Annotated in this window: 14 protein-coding genes and 1 tRNA gene; 9 read left to right on the top strand and 6 right to left on the bottom strand. The window is 59.8% G+C overall.

Features of this window, described 5'->3' with window-relative positions; all coding sequences use genetic code 11:
* Positions 1–31 precede the first annotated feature (31 nt).
* From KF841_14105 to KF841_14070, 8 genes are all read left to right on the top strand, one after another.
* Positions 32–790, top strand: a complete 759-nt coding sequence (locus tag KF841_14105) for a hypothetical protein (GenBank protein MBX3396490.1) — start codon at positions 32–34, stop codon at positions 788–790.
* Positions 791–1,080: 290 nt separating this feature from the next.
* Positions 1,081–1,686 carry a TetR/AcrR family transcriptional regulator gene (locus tag KF841_14100; protein MBX3396489.1) on the top strand — a complete coding sequence of 202 codons (606 nt, stop codon included), beginning with the start codon at positions 1,081–1,083 and terminating at the stop codon, positions 1,684–1,686.
* A gap of 37 nt (positions 1,687–1,723) precedes the next feature.
* The gene (locus KF841_14095) at positions 1,724–3,310 is read left to right on the top strand and encodes an SRPBCC domain-containing protein (GenBank protein MBX3396488.1); all 1,587 of its coding nucleotides are present in this window, start codon (positions 1,724–1,726) and stop codon (positions 3,308–3,310) included.
* A gap of 306 nt (positions 3,311–3,616) precedes the next feature.
* On the top strand, positions 3,617–4,279 hold the full coding sequence (locus KF841_14090) for a DUF1579 domain-containing protein (GenBank protein MBX3396487.1): 663 nt from the start codon (positions 3,617–3,619) through the stop codon (positions 4,277–4,279).
* A 67-nt stretch (positions 4,280–4,346) separates the two neighbouring features.
* A complete protein-coding gene (locus KF841_14085) occupies positions 4,347–4,838 on the top strand; it encodes a VOC family protein (GenBank protein ID MBX3396486.1) in 492 nt (163 codons plus the stop codon).
* A gap of 323 nt (positions 4,839–5,161) precedes the next feature.
* Positions 5,162–7,192 carry an elongation factor G gene (locus tag KF841_14080; protein ID MBX3396485.1) on the top strand — a complete coding sequence of 677 codons (2,031 nt, stop codon included), beginning with the start codon at positions 5,162–5,164 and terminating at the stop codon, positions 7,190–7,192.
* The gene (locus KF841_14075; GenBank protein MBX3396484.1) at positions 7,189–8,253 is read left to right on the top strand and encodes a lysophospholipid acyltransferase family protein; all 1,065 of its coding nucleotides are present in this window, start codon (positions 7,189–7,191) and stop codon (positions 8,251–8,253) included. The genes KF841_14080 and KF841_14075 overlap by 4 nt, the downstream gene beginning before the upstream one ends.
* A 132-nt stretch (positions 8,254–8,385) precedes the next feature.
* Complete coding sequence (locus tag KF841_14070; GenBank protein ID MBX3396483.1) at positions 8,386–9,252, top strand: HAMP domain-containing histidine kinase; 867 nt, start codon at positions 8,386–8,388, stop codon at positions 9,250–9,252.
* Between the two features lie 133 nt (positions 9,253–9,385).
* Here KF841_14070 and KF841_14065 read toward each other — a convergent pair whose 3' ends face one another.
* From KF841_14065 to KF841_14040, 6 genes are all read right to left on the bottom strand, one after another.
* Positions 9,386–10,213, bottom strand: a complete 828-nt coding sequence (locus KF841_14065; GenBank protein ID MBX3396482.1) for a carboxypeptidase regulatory-like domain-containing protein — start codon at positions 10,211–10,213, stop codon at positions 9,386–9,388.
* A 134-nt stretch (positions 10,214–10,347) separates the two neighbouring features.
* Complete coding sequence (locus tag KF841_14060; protein MBX3396481.1) at positions 10,348–12,624, bottom strand: DUF3488 domain-containing protein; 2,277 nt, start codon at positions 12,622–12,624, stop codon at positions 10,348–10,350.
* Positions 12,621–13,910, bottom strand: a complete 1,290-nt coding sequence (locus KF841_14055; protein ID MBX3396480.1) for a DUF58 domain-containing protein — start codon at positions 13,908–13,910, stop codon at positions 12,621–12,623. The genes KF841_14060 and KF841_14055 overlap by 4 nt, the downstream gene beginning before the upstream one ends.
* 128 nt (positions 13,911–14,038) lie before the next feature.
* Positions 14,039–14,133, bottom strand: a tRNA-Sec gene (locus KF841_14050).
* A 135-nt stretch (positions 14,134–14,268) separates the two neighbouring features.
* Positions 14,269–14,949 carry a hypothetical protein gene (locus tag KF841_14045; GenBank protein MBX3396479.1) on the bottom strand — a complete coding sequence of 227 codons (681 nt, stop codon included), beginning with the start codon at positions 14,947–14,949 and terminating at the stop codon, positions 14,269–14,271.
* Between the two features lie 171 nt (positions 14,950–15,120).
* Complete coding sequence (locus tag KF841_14040) at positions 15,121–17,208, bottom strand: elongation factor G (protein MBX3396478.1); 2,088 nt, start codon at positions 17,206–17,208, stop codon at positions 15,121–15,123.
* A 667-nt stretch (positions 17,209–17,875) separates the two neighbouring features.
* On the opposite strand from KF841_14040, the gene KF841_14035 reads away from it, so the two are divergent.
* A complete protein-coding gene (locus tag KF841_14035; protein MBX3396477.1) occupies positions 17,876–19,849 on the top strand; it encodes a hypothetical protein in 1,974 nt (657 codons plus the stop codon).
* The last annotated feature ends 138 nt before the right edge of the window (positions 19,850–19,987 follow it).

Raw genomic sequence — 19,987 nt, 5'->3', positions numbered from 1 at the left:
CGCACTGACCCGCAATACAGCCGGGAGCAGTATGCGACAGACCTGGGCGCAGACCCCGAGCCTGTCAAGCCCGCGCCTGGCCCGCGCGGCGGGGAAGTACAAGAGGAGGCTCAGCGATAGCATGCCGCAGTTTGGGGAATTCGTTTATGGCGGCGGGCTGTACGGCGAGCAGGCCGAAGGCTATCGCATTTACCTGCGCAAAAGCGCGGCTCCGATCTTGGGCGTCGATTCTCCGCTCATCACAACGACAGATTTGGTGAACCTGCAGGACGTAATGCTCGCGTTGCTGCCAACAGTTGCGGATTCGGATTACTTTGGAATCGTGACGGCGTTCAATGCATTCGGTGAGTCGGACGCGATCGCTCATTTCGAATTCCGCACGGATGAGACAGGCAGGCCGATGCTGGTGCCATCACCGATTACGAATCTGCGCGCTACAGCGTTGGCCGGCGGTGTCATCGAATTGGAGTGGGACTATTGGGAAGTCAATGCGGTTGGCGTTGTTGCGGACGATTTCTGGATTATTGGTTCGCTAGAACCGCTGCCGGTAATTCAACCCTTCGAGGCTGGACTTTGGGAAATTCAAGAGATCGTTCCTCACTTACAACCGCGAAGAAGGTATGCGTTGCAAGTGCAGCTGGACCCGTCGCCGTTCGATGTGGAGTTTCAATTATATCTAAGGGTTCTTTCGCGCCGCGACGGTAAGTTCGAACCACATGTGTCAGACGTGGTTGTCCTGGCTGATGCGGCCGCGCCCGCCACGGTTGCGGCCGAGATGTCGGTCTCTTAGAGCAGGACCATTGAGCCGCTTTCGAGACCCGGTCGAAGGCGGCTCGACGGCCCCGCAAGAGGCAGCCGGGATAGGATGTGGAACTCACAGAGCGAGCACCGAAAGGCTGGCCGCTCGCTTTCTGCGCCGGTTTTTTGTGACAAAATCTATGCGCAAAATGACAAAATCTTTTGCGCGCACTAATTCAAATGGTGGCAAATTGACTCGGCGTGTCGTTGTTGTTACGCTACTTGATTGAACGTTCAATTAGGAGCCTGGGGGCTGGCGGGTTGGCGTTTTCGGTGTGACGCATGACGGACAAGTCGACACGAGAACGATTGCTGGATGTCGCGATGCGGTTGTTTCATGAACAGGGATACGCCGCGACTGGGGTTTCAACGATTCTGCGTGAGGCCGACGTCAACAGCGGCAGTCTGTACCACTTCTTCCCTTCGAAGGAAGCGCTGCTTGAGGGCGTGCTGAATCGATACATGGAGCTTTTGTGGCCGATGGTTCTCAATCCGGCTTTTGCGAAGACGGATGATCCGGTGGAGCGCGTGTTCGCGGTGCTGGATGGATATCGTCAGATGCTGGTGATGACGAATTGCACAATGGGCTGTCCGATCGGGAATCTGGCGCTGGAGTTGAGCGACACGTATCCGATTGTGCGTGAGAAGGTGAAAGGGCTGTTCGAGGCGTGGTGTGCCGGGATTCGGACCTGTCTGGACGCGGCCGCGGATCGGCTGCCATCGCATGTCGATCGCGAATCGCTTTCACGTTTTATTCTCACGGTGATGGAGGGCGGCATGATGCAGGCCCGGGCACATCGATCGTTGGATCCGTATGACGCTTCCGTGGCACATTTGCGAGAGTACTTCAAGCAACTGCTGGCGGAGCGGCGCGGCGGCGCCGCCTGAGTGATTGGTTTGAGTCACTTTTTCAAGGTGGATTGCGATGACGGGGAAACAGTACATCCAGGTGATTGGCCGGTGCATTTTAATCGTCGTGTTGACCGTTGAGGCCGGTAGGGCGCTGGGTGCCGCATCAGAGGCACAGGCACCGACCGCCAAACCAGGTCTCTCGGAGACGCCGTTCATCGAATGGAGTGACGGCAGCGACAGGATTCTTCGCAAAGAGGTGGTCATTCACGCGACGATCGATGAGGTGTGGCATGCGTGGACGACGAGCGAAGGCATCCGGTCTTTCTTCGTTCCTGACTCGAATGTTGATCTGCGAATCGGCGGGCCGTTCGAACTTTTCATGGGTATGGATGCTCCGGACGAGTCCGGACTGCGCGGTTCAGAAAGTTGCCGCATCCTGAGTTATCTTGACCGGGAGATGCTCGCCTTCGAATGGAACTTTCCGCCGGCCGTGATGAGGCTGCGCAAGAGCGGGGCAAAGACGCACGTTGTCATCCGCCTGCGACAGGTCGACGGCGGCAGGGTCAAGGTCACGTTGTCACAAGCCGGTTGGGGCAAGGGCGAGGACTGGGACGCGGGGTATGCCTATTTCGACTCCGCCTGGGGGAAGGTGCTGGAGTTGTTGAAGTCGCATTTCGACGGCGTCCAGGGGACATCGGTTTCGGCGACGAAGTCGGCCCCCGCGACCACGACCGTCGAGAAGCATGTCACGGTGACGGCATGGGACCGGCCGGAGCGCCGTCAGGATTTTGAGGTCATTGTTCCGTCATCCGTCGATGAGGTCTGGGAGATTCTGTCGACCGGGAAGGGGCTTGAGCGGATCGGGGGTCGTAGCGCGAAGGTTGAACTGAAGCCGGGCGGCAAGTGGGAATTCTGGCAGGGTTCGCCAACGCGTGTGCAGGTTTATCTGCCGAAGGAGTTGCTTGCATGCACCGGCAGCGCGCCGTCGCAGTTTCCGGAGGTGCAAAAGGGTGGGCACTGGGGCGTCTACTTCCTGGAGCCGATCGATGGCGGCCGCACGAGGTTGCGGTTGAGCGTGGTGGGCTGGAAGGAGGGCGAGGAATGGGACAGGGCGTTTGATTATTTCCTTAAGAACAACGCGGTCTTCATGGAGTGGATCCACGACGCGCTGGCGTATCCGGTGCGGGTGGATCGGCGGGCGCGAACGATGGATTTGTCGTGCGTGGTGGCTGCTCCGCGTGAGGCGGTGTGGAGGGCCTTCACGACGAAGGAAGGTATCGAGTCCTGGATGGTTGCGAAGGCGGATCTTGACTGGCGAATCGGTGGAAAGTGGCGAACCCATTACGCCAAGGACGGCGAGATCGGCGACCCGAACACGATCGAGAACATCATTCTTAGCTACGAGCCTGAGCGCATGTTTTCGTTGCAGATCGGGAAACCGCCGGAGAACTTTCCATTCAAGGGTGCGGCGAAGCATGCGTGGACCGTGGTGTACTTTGATGATGCGGAAGGCGGCGGGACGCGGGTTCGATGCGTCGGATTGGGCTACGGAGACGATAGCGAGTCGCAACAAATGATGGATTTCTTTGAGCGGGGCAATCGTTGGACGCTTCAGCGCCTTCAGGAGAAGTTCGCGGAGACGCATTCAGCGGGGCGTTAGTTTCGATGCTGGGGACAACGGGGTGACCTGCCGGAAGGCGGGCAGAATCGGGCGAGCGGAAATGGGGCGCGTTGCGAGACTTGGAAGGTGGCCCATTTCCTCCGGCGGGAAATTTTTGTTTTGACCGCTTGTTCTCCGCTTGAAGTTTGGTTAAAGTACGGTTTCGGTTTGAGCCGGATCGACGAAGGTTCGCAGGAAATACGCACGGAACACGGATATCGACGCAGCGGGCGTGTGCGGGTTTGTTGCCCGGCTTTCCCGCGATCGTCTGGTGTGATGGATTTTTCAGGAAGGAACAGGTGCGCGATGAAGTTTCGAGTATTTGCAGGAATGTGTCTGGGTCTGGGGCTTTTTGCATATGTGTCGGCCAGCGCATTTTCAGGCGACGATAAGCCGGTGCCGGCCGGCGGCATGCCGCAGATGACGCCGGACATGCTCGCCCACATGCAGGAGTGCATGAAGAACATGTCGCCGAGCGAGCATCACAAGCTGCTGGAGCGGTCCGTCGGAACATGGAAGACGACGACGAAGATGTGGATGATGGGGGAGGCGGGCGGCCCTCCCATGGTCACGGGTGGGACAGCCGAGATGAAGATGGTGCTTGGCGGCCGGTATCTGATGCAGGAATTCAAGGGTGTGATGAAGATGCCGAACGAGAAAGGCGAGTTTTCGGAGATTCCGCATGAAGGGATCGGGCTGACCGGCTATGACAACGACCGAAATCTGTATGTCGGAACCTGGGCGAGCAGTCCGGGCACCGCGCTGCTCAACATGCGAGGCAGCGCGAGTCGTGATGGCAAGTCGATCACGTTCTATGGCGAGATGGATGAGCCGTTCATGAAGGTCTTCGGCCGGTATGTGAAGTATGTGCTGAAGTTCGTGAGTAATGATCAGATCGTGTTCTCGATTTACGATCTGCACGCCGGCGACGACTACAAGGTTGTCGAGGTGGTTTACGATCGGAAGTGAGCCGGATCAAAGGCACAGGTTTCAAGGCGAGCATTTCGTAAGTGAGTTTTTTTGAACAGGAGAGTCAATGATGTCCAGTGGTGTGAAGGCGATTCCGGATGGGTACCAGTCGGTGACGCCGCATATTGTCGTGAAGAACGGGCGATCGGCACTTGAGTTTTTCAAGAAAGCGTTCGGCGCGGAGGAGATCATGGTGATGCCCGGTCCTGACGGGCAGAGCGTGATGCATGGAGAAGTTCGGATCGGCAATTCTGTCGTGATGTTCGCGGGCGAATGGCCGGGGGCGCAGACACAGTCTCCCACGACGTTGAAGGGTACGACGGCTGCGATCATGATCTATTCTCCGGATGTGGACGCGGCATTCAACCGGGCGGTTCAGGCGGGTGCGACGGTGGTGATGCCGCCGACGAACATGTTCTGGGGCGATCGCTATTCGCAGGTGAAGGACCCGGAGGGGCATGTCTGGTCGATTGCCACGCATGTCGAGGATGTGCCGCCTGAGGAGTGCGCGCGGCGGATGAAGGAGATGTTTTCCCAGGGCGGCGGTTCGTGCAGCTGACGCCCGGAGGGCTTTCCCGCCTCAAGCGGCGGCGGGATCTTTCGTCGCTGGTCCGGGCGGCGATTGAGTCAGGTTGATTCCACTCCACACTGAAGGCCCCGGTCCCTTTGCGGCCGGGGTTTTCATTTGTATGGACGTTCCGGCTGTGGTGCCTGGGCCGTCGTGTCGGATTCGACCTGTCCTACTTCTTGTCCCGAACTTCATCGATCGTTAGCATACCTGATCTTGCAGTCGACACGGACCCGCCGTTGTTGAAGAGGGGTTTCGCTGTTCGAGCGTGAGCCTCCGTCCGTGTGGTCCATCCTTCTCTACAGGAGGCGTGCATGCCCAGTTATACCACGCAGGACATCCGTAACATCGCTGTCGTCGGTCACGGTGGCGCGGGCAAGACCTCGTTGTGCGAGGCATTTCTGCACTCGACGGGAGTGACAAACCGGCTTGGCAGCGTGTCGGCGAAGTCGAGCTATCTTGACCTCGACGAAGAAGAGAAGGAGTCCGGGCATTCGATTGATTCGCACGTGATTCATGTCAACGCGAACAACCGCTTGTTGAACATCATCGACACTCCCGGCGCGCCGGACTTCATCGGTCCGGCCGTGGCGGCGCTGGCGGCGGTGGAGACGGCGCTGGTTGTTGTGAACGCGGCGGGCGGCATTCAGGTTAACACGCGCCGCATGCGGGACAACGCGAAGCAGTTCGGTCTTGCGCGTGTGATCGTCGTGAACCATATCGACGCGGAGAATGCGGATCTTCCGGGACTGGTGAACATGCTGCGGAAGAGCTTCGGCGATGTCCTGTCGCCGGTGAATCTGCCGTCCGGGGGCGGCAAGGCCGTGGTGGATTGTCTGGCCAATGAAGGCGGCGAGACAGACTTTCTGAGCGTGTCCGAAGCTCACACCAACATCATCGAGCGGGTGTCGGAGTGTGACGAGGCGTTGATGTCGAAGTATCTGGAAGAGGGCACGCTTTCGGTCGAAGAGGTTCGAGCGAATTTCGTACGGGCCCTTGCGGCCGGCACGATCGTGCCGATCCTGTTCACGAATGCACTGAAGGATGTCGGCATAAAGGAATTGCTGGCGTTTCTTGCGGAGTGCTGTCCTTCGCCGCTGGAAGGTAAGCAGCGCGTGATTGTAAACGGCGACAAGGAAACGCCGATTTCGGTGAATGGTCCATTTGTCGGGCAGGTTTTCAAGGTGGCGATCGACCACAAGACGCATATCAAGTATCCGTTTGTCCGCGCATTGGGCGGCACGCTGAAGCCGGACGGGCAACTGGTCGTCGCCGGAGATCGCAAGGGTAATCGTCCCGGTCACATCATGAAGTTCCAAGGCGGCGACCACAAGGACATCGATGCGGCGATCGCCGGTGATATCTTCGCCGTGGCCAAGCTGGAACTGCACGTGGGCCAGACCGTGTACGCGGATGCGGGTGACGGCCTCGTGCCGCTCCCGAAGATGCCGACGCCGATGTATTCGCTGGCTGTCAATGCGAAGTCACGCGGCGACGAGGCGAAGATCGGCGATGCCGTTCGCCGGTTCACGGACACCGATCCGTGCTTCAAAGTGGTACACGATCCGCAGACTCACGAGATGGTCATCAGCGGCACGGGCGATCAGCATCTTCGAATGATTCTTACGAAGATGCACAAGCAATTCAAACTGGATGTCGAGACCAAGCCGCCGAAGATTCCCTATCGCGAGACGATCACTGCGAAGGCTGACGGCCATTATCGTCACAAGAAGCAGACGGGCGGCGCGGGGCAGTTTGGCGAGGTGTATCTGTCGGTCGAGCCGCTGTCGCGCGGGAGTGAACCGACTCTCAGCTGGAACTGGGACATCTTCGGTGGAACGATTCCGATCAACTTCGAGCCCGCGGTGAAGAAAGGCGTGATGGAGTTGCTTACCGAAGGCGCGCTGGCGGGCTTTCCGCTTCAGGACATTAAGGTGTCGATCACCGACGGCAAGCATCATCCGGTGGATTCGAAGGAAGTGGCCTTCAAGATCGCCGGCAAGCTCGCGTTCAAGGACGCCATCCTCAAGGCGAAGCCGGTGTTGCTCGAGCCCATCGTGAACGTGGAAGTGACAGTCCCGGCGTCAAACGTTGGAGATATCACCGGCGATCTGGCCCAGCGGCGCGGCCGGCCGACCGGCCAGGAGATGCTGCCCGGTGATCTGGCGTTGATTTCTGCGGAGGTGCCGCTGGCGAAGCTGTCGGATTACCACTCTCGTCTCAGCTCGATCACGGGGGGCAAGGGCAGCTACTCGATGGAGTTCTCGCATTACGAAAACGTACCGTCGATGGAGGCGCAGGCCGTCATCTCGAAGTATCAACCGAAGCAAACGGAAGAAGAGTGAGTCGGGAAACGGCGGCAACAATGGAGCAGGCCACTCGCGATAAACGCCCGCCGGACGAGGGTGCGGCCGGAACCCTGTCCTCAAGCGATGCGGGGGGCGGCCCCGGGGGGCGGGAACTGCGCGGTGCCGAGTCTGCGGCACCATCTGCGACGCTGGATCCGGATGCGAAGCCGGTGCCGTGGTTTACGGCGTTCCGGATTGCGACGGTTCGCGGGTTTCTGGTGCTCTGGTCGCGGTTGTTCGGCTTGTCAGGTCTGTACATGCTGGGCCGGTTCTTCGGCACGTGCGAGTTTCTTGTTGATTACAACCGTCGCCGGCGCGTCGTGCGGAAGCTGACCGAGCTGCTCGGTGATGAACTCACTCCTGGACGCCGGCTCGCCCACGCGCGGCGTTACTTCATGCGGATTCGCTGCGACAAGATGTTCTACACCATCATGGATCGAATCCCCCGCGCGAAACTGATGAATCGCATCAAGTTGATTGACGGCCACCTGATCGATGAGGGTCTGGCTCGGGGCAAGGGCGTGTATGTGGCGTTGTGTCATTTCGGATCGCATTACATCGCCGGCCTGATGATGTCGCTTCTCGGCTACACGGTGTCGGGCTTGCGCGATCCGAAGGAAAGTGCGGTACGTCGCTACATCCAGCAGAAGTATCGCGAGACATTTCCGGAAGTTGCAACGATGGCGGTTTTTCCCGCGAATTCGTTTCCGCGTCAAGTCTATCGGCGATTGCAGAACAACACGTTGGTGGCGAGCCTGATTGACCCTGACAGGAAGCGAAGCGAAAACGCCAAATGGACCACCGTGACCATGTTCGGAGCGGAACGGGAATTGCTGGCGGGTCCTTTGCAGATCGCGTTTCGGTGCGGGGCGACCACGTTGCAGGGCTTCGTGGTATCGCGAAAGAACTTCTATTACCAACTGATCGTCAAGCCGCCGCTGGTGGAGCCGGGGACGGAGCGGGACGACGATGATTCGATACGGCAGGCGGCGCAGCGCTATGCGGTGCAGGTCGAGAAATTCGCCCGGAAATATCCGCATCACATCATGAACATCTAAGGCGCGCTGACGGGGCTTGCCGGAGTTTGCCGATATCTTCAGTGAGGGTTCCGCGCGCGTATCGAAAGTCGCTGACCGCGACGGTGACCGCCTTCCTGATGCGACTCGCGACGCGGAATTGGGTGGCGATTCATGGCAATGGAGAATGGGTTGGAGCGAGGTCTGGCGATGTCACCGGTCTCCGCGACCGAGCCGGCCGCGCGCAAGGAACCGGCCGCCGCCAGCGAACTGTTCGAGCGACATCTCGCTTCGCTGGAAAGTCAATTCGGTGACCTTCAGCGACAAGTGCAGCAGCTTCAGCGAATGGCTTCGGTCGGCACGATGACGGCCGTGCTCGCGCACGAGATCAATAATCTGCTTACGCCGATAATCACATACACGAAGTATGCCATGTCGAAGGATGATGTGGGGCTGCTGCGTACCGCCGTTGAAAAATCGAACAAGAACGCGGCCAAGCTGGCGGCATTGTGTCGGCGGATGCTGGGCTATTCGGGCGGCGGACCCGGTTGTGCTGCGTCGGCGCTGCCGGTCCGATCGCTGCTCGTCGAGGCCGTAGAGACGGTCGGGCGCGACCTGTCCAAGGATCAGATCGCGCTCACGATTGATGCGCCGGATGAACTGCGGGTGCAGTGCGATGCCGGCGCGATCGAGCAGGTGCTGTTCAACCTGGTGATAAACGCGTGGCAGGCGATGGCGGATCGTGCCGGTAGGTTGACACTAACCGCCTTTTCGATCGATGAGGATCGGGTGTCGATCGAGGTGTCAGACACGGGAACCGGCATTTCGCCGGAGCATCTGCCGCGCGTGTTCGAGCCGTTCTTCACGACCAAGGGCAGTGCGTCGAAATCGTTTCTCCGTGGTTCCGGGCTGGGACTGCACGTGTGCCGTCAGTTGATCAATGAGCAGGGCGGAACGATCGATGTGCGCAGCAGGCCGGGCGAGGGGACAACCTTCACGGTGACGCTGCCGCGTGCGAGTGATCAGGGCGACGCGAGTTGACGAACGCGAGCTGGCCGCTGAATGACGGCGCGGCGGACATCGCGGACGGTCACGATCAATCCGGATTTTCCGTTGGAGTCCGCCCAAACCGCCCAGCGCGTTCGGCGATGATCGTGCCGCGCGGCTTGTCTGCCTACGGCTGCGACACTTTGCCGTAGGTGAAATTCAGATCTGCCGTTTCGCCGGCCTTGAGCGTGATCTGTGACTGCTGCTTTTGGAAAGTTTCGTGCCAGATTTCGACGGTGTATTGTCCGGCGGGCAGGCGGGTGATCTCGAATTCACCGGTATCGCTGGTGACGGCGAAGAACGGGTGATTGAGGACACCGGCGTATGTGGACATCCAGCCGTGAACGTCGCATTTCACCTTCACCATGATTTCTTCTCGGGTGAATTTTTCGTTGCGGGTCATTCCGGCGGTGGGCTGTGCGAAATTGAACTTGTTGTTCTTCGTCGCGAGGCTGTGAACGTTGTGCGCGGTCGGGTCGCTGTTGCGTATGGTGAGGGTTTGTCCGACCTGAATCCCGAAAACGTGCGGCACGTACATACACCCGACCTGGTCGAGCAGAACCGGCTCGGCCGGGGCGGGATATCGCTGCGATATGCCCTGCTTGATGTACACGAAAACGTTCGGAACGGTTCCGTCAGGATTGACGATCTTGCTCGGATCGAGAACGGCCGCAGCGCGTGAACAGACTGCGTCGCCCGACATGGGCAGGGGCTTGGGCACCGGCCGCGTGCCCTCGAAGTGAACTTTGCCGCGAATGGCGGCCGTGCCGAACAGCTCGGCCGATGCCGGACTGTCCGCATCGTTGCCTGCCGGAGTAGATGCCGAGTCATTGGCATTTGATGCGGTCGGCGTTGACGGCTTTGACGGCGCGGTCGTGCTCTGCGGCGGGCTGGAGCATCCGGCGAGCATGGAAAGGATGAGCAGGCCGTTGAAGGGTTTTTGGATGCGTGTCATGAGCATGGCCTCCAATATCGGGTTGGCGAATGTCATCGATTGCGCCTGGCCGATTCCGTTGCGGTGGACCTTAGATTAGCGTGAAACGGCGATCGCCGGAAGTCTCGGCAGAGCGCAGCGGATTGAGTCAGGAATCAGGCGGCGCCGAACGACGGATCCTCGCGCAGACGTCTCAGAAATTCACGAACGCGCTCGAGCCGGGAGCGCCCCAGGGTGTGTCCGCCATATTGCACTTCGTAGAACCAGTCGACGATTTCCGGCACCATGGCGAGATCATGGTTGGATCGCGATAGCCGTTCGGCGAACTCGCGTGGCGTCGCGGTGGCCGGCTTGACATGGCCTTTGTTCTCAAGCAGGACAATGAGTCGATCGTAGAATCGGGCGTCCGCCTTGCGGATGATTGCTCGCGGGCGCAGCTTTCCCTTCGGCAGATATTCCCGCAGCATGAGCGAGACGATCCACAGCACGCGCAACGCCACGACGATGAGTGCGATGCACAGCAGAAGAAGCAGCCAGTAGAGCGTGCGCTGCCACACGGCGAGAAACTCCGGCCCCCAGAGCAGGCCGGCAAAGAGGTCAGCGACGCTGCGGTTTCCGTCATGGCCGTGCAGAAGGGCATCGAGCCACGCGGCGATGCCGTCAGCCAGTTCGGCGCGACTTCGTTCATCGAAGGAAACGATGGTGGTGGACCATTTGAATTCCAGAAACTCAAGGAACCGATTGATATCCGCCCAAAGCGTTGTGCGATCCCGCCGGGCGCCGTCAGTGGAGGGCGGGGTCGGATCGAATGCGGTCCAGCTTTGCTCGGGCAGCCACACTTCGACCCAGGCGTGGGCGTCTCGCCGGCGGAACTGATAGAAGCCTCCGACTTCGTTGAGTTCGCCACCGTGATAGCCGGTGACAAGCCGGGCCTGCATGCCGAGCGCCTGGCACATGAGCGTCATGGCGGAAGCGAAGTACTCGCAGTGGCCGCGGCGGGTCTCAAATAGAAAATCGATGATCGGTTCGGCGGATCGCGTGGCGTCGCGCCGGTCGAGCGTGTACTCGAAGGGTTTTTCGCTGAGGTAGTCCCGAATGGCGCGAGCGATCGATTCGTGCGTCTGCGGATCATTGGTATCGACGCCGGAAGGCACGAAGGTCCGGGCCAACTCCTCGACACGGCGTGGGATGGTGGATTGACCGTCGCGCGGCGATTGCGGCCGGCGGAGCGTCGTATTGAGCAGCCGGAAGATCGGCTCGTCCGACGACCAGATCGTGTAGTACGCCGCCTTGCGCGAGCTGGAATTCGCCTCGATGACGAGGTCTTTTCGGTCGACGCGAATTCGGCCGACGTCGTCCGATCCGAAGACCAGAGGCGGGTAGATTCCGAAGAGCACGCCGCTTCCAAGGGATTCGAGCCAGATTTCCTGCCTGATGAGTCTCGACATATCCGCATCGCGACGCAACTCGATGATGGGCAGCGGCGCGTCGCGCGTGGCCTCGGCCAGGACGCGCGGATAGACCGACGGCGTCCGTTGCCACTTTCCCCGAAAGTACCGATCAAACGTGAGTCCGCGGAGATATGGTTGAAAGTCAACATCGGTGATCGGTTCGCTGCCGATGAAGAACCGGGCGCGCATGACGGTGGTTTCGTCTTCGGTGATGAGGTTATTGTGAAGCTCGACGGCGTCGCTGAAGCCGGTTACGGATGCGGGTACAAGTCCGTGCATGCGGCTGAAGATTCCGCCGCGCCAACCCCGGGGCACGACGATGAAAAGGCACGCCGCGCTTAGTGCGATGAAGGCGGATGAGAGTGCAACGGCCCGCTTGATACCCACGCCGCGAAACTCCGCAGGTTGTTCAATCAACTCCGGATGCTGCGGCGCGGTCTCCGCGGGAAGCCGATCAGGAAGCCGGCCCAGCGCGCGACTCAGCGCGAGCGCCTGCCGGCGATTGACCGCATCGGCCTCGCGTCGCGTGTGAAAGTGGAGCAGCCAGGACAGTCCGAATGTGATGTCAATGATTGCGGCCATCGCGAAGAGCGGGCTGGCCGTGACGAAGGCACTGATGACCATGAGGAGAAACGAGATCATCGCGAGGAGTCCCGCGTCGCGATAGTTCTGGAAATCGAAGAATTTGCAGCAACCGAGGAAGATGATGAAGTGTGCAAGATCAATGATGTGGACCGTCTGCTCCTGGTCCTGATAGAACATTTCGTAGATGAGATAGACGGTTGCCGCGGTGACGCCAAGGATGATGACGGGCTTCGGCGCCGGCGCCTTGCGGCTGAATCGAAACCAGATGCAACTGAGCACGGCCGATGCGAAGGCGATGGCGAAGACGCCCCACGAATCCTCGGCCTCGACGGCGGGCAGAATGTTGATCATGACGAGGGCGAGCAGCGCCAGATGCATACGGCTGAGCGGCTTCATCGCGCGACTCCTTCCAGCGGAGTGCGCCGCACTCGCCGACCGACGCCTTTTCGAACTTCGGCCGGGCTCTTCTGAAGGTTGAGCGATCGAAGTGCGTTGTAATCGGGCCGATAGGGCCACTCAAAGAGATTGTCGAAGGCAGGCGTGCCGGGAACGAAGATGGTCGCCGGGCCGATTGTGCGTGTCAGGGCCCGGGCCGCCGCCCGCATGTCTTCATCGTGATTGGCCCCGAAGACAAAGCACGGGCAGTGCCATCGGGCCGGCCAACTGAGCCGGTGAATCTGGGATGCCAGTTCGTCTTCCGTGTTAAGGCCGCGGATCGCCAGCTCGGTCAGCAGGCGGGGCCGAAAAGCGCGACCTGTTCCGGGTGGAAGAACGACGAAGGGGTCGCCGTTGCATATCAGTCCGATGCGGGCACCGCGTTCGAGAGTTTCACACACGAATGTGGCCGCGGCGCTGATCGCGCAGTCGAGGCGCATCGCCTGGTCCGCATCGTGGGGACGGGTGAGACTGTTGACGACGCACCAGAGTTGAAAGCTGCGGGGCTGCGCCATCTCGCGAATCATCAGTTGGCCCGTGCGGGCGCTGCGACGCCAATGGATGCGGCGGGGATTGTCGCCTTCGCGATATTCGCGAACGCCGTAGAATTCCTCATCGCCTTGAGACCAGCCATAGTTGCCACCGAGTCCGGCGTTTTCGGTTGCGCGGGCGGCGATTTTGATTTCGCCGGTCATTTGTCCGAGCGGCGGAAAGACAATGACCTCCTGCGCCATTTCCCGCCGGACCCACTTGACGAAGAGATGCATCGGAAAACGGGATGAAACGATCATCGCGTTGAAGGTGAGGCGTCCCCGGCTGACGGCGGCGACGGTTGTCGAAAGCGTGACGGTCTCGCCGGGCGGTAGCGACTCGATAAAGACCTCGGGTTGAGACAGCGGACTGCGCCGCGGGAGCACGTCCGTTAAGTGAATGTTTCTCGCGACGGCCAGTCGGCTCCGATTTGTGACGGCATATCGAATGACGAACGGTTGCCCGGCAACGGCCGTCTCCGGGACGATTCGCCGGACGGTGAGCATCGGCAGAGTCCGCCAGCCGTGGAGAATGTTGATGATGAGCGCGCCGATGCAGCAGCCGAAGATGGCGAGCAGGAGATTGACGTCGGCATCCATGGCGGCCAGACCAATGACGCTGATGCCGAAAATGAACCAGATGCCTCCGAGCGTCGGGCGAATGCCGATGGGGGAGAGGTGTCGTTTTCCTGGGAGCCAGGTGAAACTTCGGGCCATGTGTGACCTTCACCGATGCGAGGCCGTCGCGGAAGTCTCGATGAACTCAGATCAGTCCAGTCGTCTCGCGGATCGCTTAACGGCCGCGGAAGCGCTTCGTGTGTGGACCGCGAAGCGCGCGAATGTCACGGGAGCGGATGGGAATCGAACCCACCAGACACTGCAAAGCAGCGTCTCGACGGCTTTGAAGACCGCGGAGCCCACCAGGAACCCGGACGCTCCCTCCTGATGGTGGAGAGTGTAGCGAAAGCGCGGGGGAATTTCCCTTGCTTTTTTTGAGCAGGCTTCGACGCCCGGTGGTGACTGATGCGGGTGAAAGGCCGCCCCCGCCGATCGCGAGCGGCCATGAGTCCATGGCTCAAATCGTGGCGGAACGGGTAACGCGGTCACGCACCCAGTCGAGGGTGACGCCCTTCTCCGCGAGCATCTGAGCAACGAACGAATCGGGTTCGCGAACCAGTGCGAGGAGGAGATGTTCGTCTTCGATCTCGCCGTGCCCCAGCCGGTTGGCCGAATCGACCGCGAGGACCAGCCGATGCCAGAACCTTGAAGAGCGAAACGCCTTGGCCAGTTCCTGCTGGTGCAGCCACTCGTGCGGATCGTGACCGACGGCGGTGCCGCTGTGATCATCCGTCGTGCTCGAGCGGAGAATGGTGAGGATTTCGTCTCTGACCCGCTCGATTTTCAGGCCGCGGTCCGCGACAGCCTTTGCAGCGATTCCGTCACCCTCGCGAATAAGACCGAGCAGCAGGTGCTCGGTGCCGACGTACTTATGACCGAACTTCCGGGCTTCATCGATGGCGAAATGAATGGCCTCGCGCGTGTCGGCGCGCTGGGCGAGCTTTGTTTGGTTCATTTCACGGGTGCCCGGCTCGATCTGCTTGTTGATGTCGTTTCGGAGAGCCTCGATGTCGATGTCCAGGTTGCGCAGGACGAGCGTCGCGACGTTCGACCCCGATGCAAGCAATCCCAGCATGATATGGACCGGGGCGAGATAATCGTGATGTAGTTTGACGGCCTCCTGGTTGGCGATGGCCATCGCCCGTCTTGCTCGGTCGCTGAATCTTTCGTGCACGGCGTATCCTCTCAATCTACTTTGAAGACAACTTTCACCAGCCATCCGTCATATGCACCCGCCGACGAACAGGGTCGGCGTGCGCGTCGGCACGATCGGGCCGCGGGGTCATCCTAACCGCAAAGCCCCGATCGATCACTTCTTCTGGGCAGCCTCTTTCGCCGCCGCGATGATCTCGTCCTGTACGACTTTGGGAGTTCGCTTGTATGAATCGAATTCCATGCTGAAGCCAGCCTTGCCTTGCGACATGGATCGCACGTCCGTCGCATAGCCGAACATCTTCGCCAGCGGGACGAGCGCGGTGACGACCGTGATCGGCCCCATGGTCTCGGTGTTCTGGACGAGTCCGCGGCGCGACGACAGGTCGCCGATGATGGAGCCCTGAAATTCGTTGGGCGTTTCGACGACGACCTTCATGATCGGTTCAAGAATGATCGGGCTGCTTCGCAGGAACGTTTCCTTGAAGGCGTCCCGCGCACAGATCTGGAACGCCATGTCGGAGGAGTCCACCGCGTGGCTCGATCCGTCTTCCAGGATCATCTTGACGCCGATGATCTCGTAACCGGCGACCGGTCCCTTCGCAAGCACGGACTGGAAGCCCTTGTCGACCGACGGGATGTATTCAGTCGGGATGCGGCCGCCGAAGACCTTGTTTTCGAATTCGTAGTTCTTTTCGCTGCCCTCGGGGAGCGGCTCGAGTTTTCCGACGATGTGGGCGAACTGGCCCGAACCGCCGGTCTGCTTCTTGTGCTTGTAGTTGTATTCGACAACCTTGGAAGGCGCCTCGCGGTAGCTGACGCGCGGCTGTCCGACTTCGAGTTCGACCTTGTATTCGCGGCGAATGCGCTCGCAATAGACGTCGAGGTGAAGCTCGCCCATGCCTGAGATGATCGTCTGTCCCGTTTCATGATCGGTCGAAACGTGGAAGGTCGGGTCTTCCTTCGAAAACCGCGAAAGCGCTTTGGAGAGCTTGTCGCGGTCCGCCGTCTTCTTCGGTGCGACGGCCAATGAGATCACGGGATCCATGATGTGCATGGATTCCATCGAGAGATTCGTTCCCTCGGAGCAGAACGTGTCGCCCGAGATGCAGTCGATGCCGACGACGGCCACGATGTCACCCGTGGATGCCGAGTCGACATCCTCGCGATCGTTCGCATGCATTCGCAGAATTCGCCCGAATCGGGCATTTTTCGTCGTGCGGGTGTTCACGTATTTGTCGCCGCGCGTGATCCTGCCCTGGTAGATTCGCATGTAGGTCAACTGGCCGAATGACTCGTCAACCAGCTTGAATGCCAGCGCGACGGTGGCGGCATCCGGATTGGATTCGAGCACGGTTTCAGCCTCGCCGTTCGACAGGTCGAGGGCGTACACCTCGCGGTCCAGCGGCGAGGGGAGGTACCGAACCATCGCATCGAGCAGGAGTTGGATGCCCTTGTTGCGATAGGCCGAGCCCATCAGGACCGGCGTAAATTCGTTTGCGATGGTGCCCCGCCGGAGGATGTTGTGAATGAAATCGTCGGGGACGGGCTTCTCCTCAAGCATCATGGCGAGGAGTTCGTCGTCATAGAGCGAGAGGGCATCGAGCATGCCGGTTCGAGCGTTCCGGGCTTCGTCCGCCATGTTCGCGGGAATCTCTTCCCAGCGCACGCGTTCGCCCTTCTCGCCGTCGAAGTAGGCGGCCTTCATCTTGATGAGATCGACGACGCCCTCCAACTGATCGCCCAGTCCGATCGGGAGCTGGATCTGGATCGTGGTGAGTCCGAGCTTCTGCTCTATCCCCTTGATGACGTTGACCGGATCCGCGCCGGCTCGGTCGAGCTTGTTGATGAAGCTGATTCGGGGAACACCGTAGCGCTTCATCTGGCGGTCAACGGTGATGGACTGTGACTGCACGCCGGCCACGCCGCAAAGCACCATGATCGCGCCGTCGAGCACGCGGAGAGATCGCTCGACCTCAACGGTGAAATCGACGTGCCCGGGGGTGTCGATGATGTTGATTTTCGTTTCGTTCCACTCGACCTGGGTGGCCGCGGAGGTGATGGTGATGCCGCGTTCCTTCTCGAGTTCCATATGGTCCATGGTCGCGCCTTCACCCTTCACTTCCTTGATGGAGTGAATGCGGCCCGCATAGAACAAGATTCGCTCGGTCAGCGTGGTCTTGCCGGAGTCAATGTGGGCGGAAATGCCGACGTTTCGAAGGCGGCTCAGGGGTGAATCGCTCATATCGATGCTCTTTTCCTTCAACTGCAGTTTCGTCGTCACCGACATCTTACTACAACTCCCGACGACGCCGGCAAACCTGCCGGTCACGTCCGATTTTCGGCCATTTACAAATAGAAGGCCGGCCGAATCACCGTCCCCTTGCGGGGCCCGGCTTGTCGTTCGCGACCGTACACCGAACCGCGTCGGCGTGTTCCGTCGCGCACGACCTATATCGTGCCGTTCGTATCGGTCCTTGACCGTTACGAACAGATCAATTCTCAGTGAGGATTTGCCGGAAACAGATGAGTGGCGGACCCTCGATCAGCCGGATGAAATCCCGTTCATCGCGACGCCGCCTGCGGCTTAACCCCATCCTAAGCATTTGTAGGCTAAGGAGTTAAGGCAAACATCGCCCGGCCAAGCCGATCGCGAGCCCTACTTTATAACGTCGAGTGGTGTGTTGTGTCAACGAAATTCCGCTTTCCGCCTTCGGATGGGGGCTCCTTTATTTCTGATTGGGGCGTGGTCCGGTTTGGCTGGGAGGAATCGGGATAGCGGACATGAGAAGTGATCTCAAGTTGCATTGTGGCGATCCGAGTTTGATATTTGCTGGGAGCGGTTTGATTCGAGGCGAGGGTCGATGGGCTGGGTTGGGCGGGTGCTCGACCGGAATAGAGGGAAGGATCTCTTGGACATTTCAAGGCGATCACTGACGTGCAGCGGGTTTTGCTGCGCGTGGATTTTCGCGACGGCCGTTCCGGTGTCTGCCGCCGTTCGAACGTGGACCGGCGGCGCTGGTAGTTCGAATTGGAATGTGGCGGGGAACTGGAGCGGGAACGCCATTCCGGGCAGCGGAGACACTGCGCAGTTTGATGCGACGTCCTCTAGCGATTGCGCATTCAAAGCCAATGTCTCAATCGCCGGGTTGATCATTGCCTCGGATTATGGCGGAAATCTCTCGCAGGGCTCGGGTGCGACGCTGACCGTCGGCGGCAGCGGTATCTCGATCATGGGCGGCACATTTCATGGCAGCGATGCGCCGATCGATTGCAACGGCGCGTTTACCATGACGGGCGGGTCGTTTCGCGCGACCTCCGGGACGTTCTACGTATACAAGAACCTGACGATCTCCGGCGGGTCGTTTGCGCACCACGGCGGCAGCGTCACGCTCAATGGCTGGGACAAGACCGTCAATGTTGGTGGCGCGGTCCTGAATGATCTGATCTATGACGTTGGCGGCAATAGCGTCACCGTCAGCGGTACGATCGTTCTTGACGGGAATCTGACGATTCAGTCGGTCAACTACATGAACGGCGGCACGATTCGCGTGCGAGGAAACGTGACGTCGAACGACACGGCGATCATCGGCTACCCCGGAACCATTCTGATGTTCGATCAAGCGGGTGACCAGAGCCTGATTGCGGGTGCGGCCGACGCGCTGGTGCCCAGTGTCACCATCAATAAGCCGAGCGGGACGCTGACGATCCAGGGGCCGATCGGCGTCTTTAATCATTGGTCGCATATATCGGGAGCGGTCGACTGTGGCGCCCAGCCGCTGAAGTTCGTGGGATACGACAAGACCATCACGGCTGGGACGATGAACTACGGCAGTGTCTTGTTCAGTACCGGCGGAAACAGCATCACAATCAGCGGCATGATGGACGTGAACGGTGATTTGACAATTCAGAGCGTGAACTATCTCAGCGGTGGTGTCATCACTGTGGCTGGAAACGTCCTGACGACCGACACAAGCGTGAATGGCTATCCCGCGGCCACGATACGATTCGACGGCATCGGTGATCAATCGCTCTCGGCGGGTGGAGCCTATGGCATGGTTCCGAGCATCGACATCGACAAGTCGAGCGGCAAGCTGACGATTAGCGACCAGATCGGCGTGCACAAGGACTGGAAGCACACGACGGGAGATGTTGACGCCTCGGGGTCGATCGTGCGTTTTGTGGCATTCGACAAGACCATCGACGCTCAGGGGATGGCGTTCAACAATGTCGAGATCGCGACGGGCGGCAACAGCGTGATCGTCGTGGGTTCGATGCGGGTCGGGGGGGATTTTCTTCTGACCTCCGTCAACTATTTTCAGGGCGGAACGATTTTCGTCGCGGGAAATTTGACGAGCAATGATACGGCGATTCAGAGCTACCAGGCCGTGACGATCGTTCTGGACGGCGAAGGCGATCAACTCATCACGGCCGGTGTGAATGCCGTGTTTCCGAAGAGCATCACCATTAACAAGACGCGATGCACCGGCGGTGCGGCACGCTTGGCATCGGATCTTCGGCTCAATCAAAGTGGGCAGAATCTGACCGTCGTCGAGGGCCGATTGGATCTGAAGGGGTTTTCACTTGTGGTGAAGGGTTCCTCCGGCAAGTTTGTGATTCAGGATGGCGGCATTCTGGAATGCGAGTCAGGCGCCACGATCGCGACGAATCTCTCCTATCCTGAGCTTCAGTGCGGAAGCATGGTCGTTGTCACGGATGTGACCAGCTATGCCTTTCCTGGAAACACGGTGTCGGACCTCGGCGGCACATGTGGTAATTCGAGCTGGTTCGCCTCGGTGGGGTGTGCCGCAAGCACGACACCCGTTGCCTGCACGGCGACTTCAACGCGGCCGCGCGTCGTGTCCTGGCGCGAGGTCAAGCGATAACACGCCGTCGATTGAGTCCTTTCCGGCCGATTGAGTCGTGATATCCTGATTTTCCGGCATACCTCTTTTCTTCGCCGGAGTGGTTTTTCGGGCGTGGGCCGATCAGGGCACGTCTCATTCCGCGACATTCCGATGCAG

Source organism: Phycisphaerae bacterium, from assembly GCA_019636475.1.
Taxonomy (GTDB): Bacteria; Planctomycetota; Phycisphaerae; order UBA1845; family UTPLA1; genus JADJRI01.
Note: the sequence above shows the minus strand (reverse complement) of the source record. Positions and strands in the feature narration are given on the sequence as shown.

Coding starts and splice junctions, on each gene's coding strand:
- KF841_14105 (MBX3396490.1), top strand. CDS start 32: ATGCGACAGACCTGGGCGCAGACCCCGAGCCTGTCAAGCCCGCGCCTG.
- KF841_14100 (MBX3396489.1), top strand. CDS start 1,081: ATGACGGACAAGTCGACACGAGAACGATTGCTGGATGTCGCGATGCGG.
- KF841_14095 (MBX3396488.1), top strand. CDS start 1,724: ATGACGGGGAAACAGTACATCCAGGTGATTGGCCGGTGCATTTTAATC.
- KF841_14090 (MBX3396487.1), top strand. CDS start 3,617: ATGAAGTTTCGAGTATTTGCAGGAATGTGTCTGGGTCTGGGGCTTTTT.
- KF841_14085 (MBX3396486.1), top strand. CDS start 4,347: ATGATGTCCAGTGGTGTGAAGGCGATTCCGGATGGGTACCAGTCGGTG.
- KF841_14080 (MBX3396485.1), top strand. CDS start 5,162: ATGCCCAGTTATACCACGCAGGACATCCGTAACATCGCTGTCGTCGGT.
- KF841_14070 (MBX3396483.1), top strand. CDS start 8,386: ATGGCAATGGAGAATGGGTTGGAGCGAGGTCTGGCGATGTCACCGGTC.
- KF841_14065 (MBX3396482.1), bottom strand. CDS start 10,213: ATGACACGCATCCAAAAACCCTTCAACGGCCTGCTCATCCTTTCCATG.
- KF841_14060 (MBX3396481.1), bottom strand. CDS start 12,624: ATGAAGCCGCTCAGCCGTATGCATCTGGCGCTGCTCGCCCTCGTCATG.
- KF841_14055 (MBX3396480.1), bottom strand. CDS start 13,910: ATGGCCCGAAGTTTCACCTGGCTCCCAGGAAAACGACACCTCTCCCCC.
- KF841_14045 (MBX3396479.1), bottom strand. CDS start 14,949: ATGGCCATCGCCAACCAGGAGGCCGTCAAACTACATCACGATTATCTC.
- KF841_14040 (MBX3396478.1), bottom strand. CDS start 17,208: ATGAGCGATTCACCCCTGAGCCGCCTTCGAAACGTCGGCATTTCCGCC.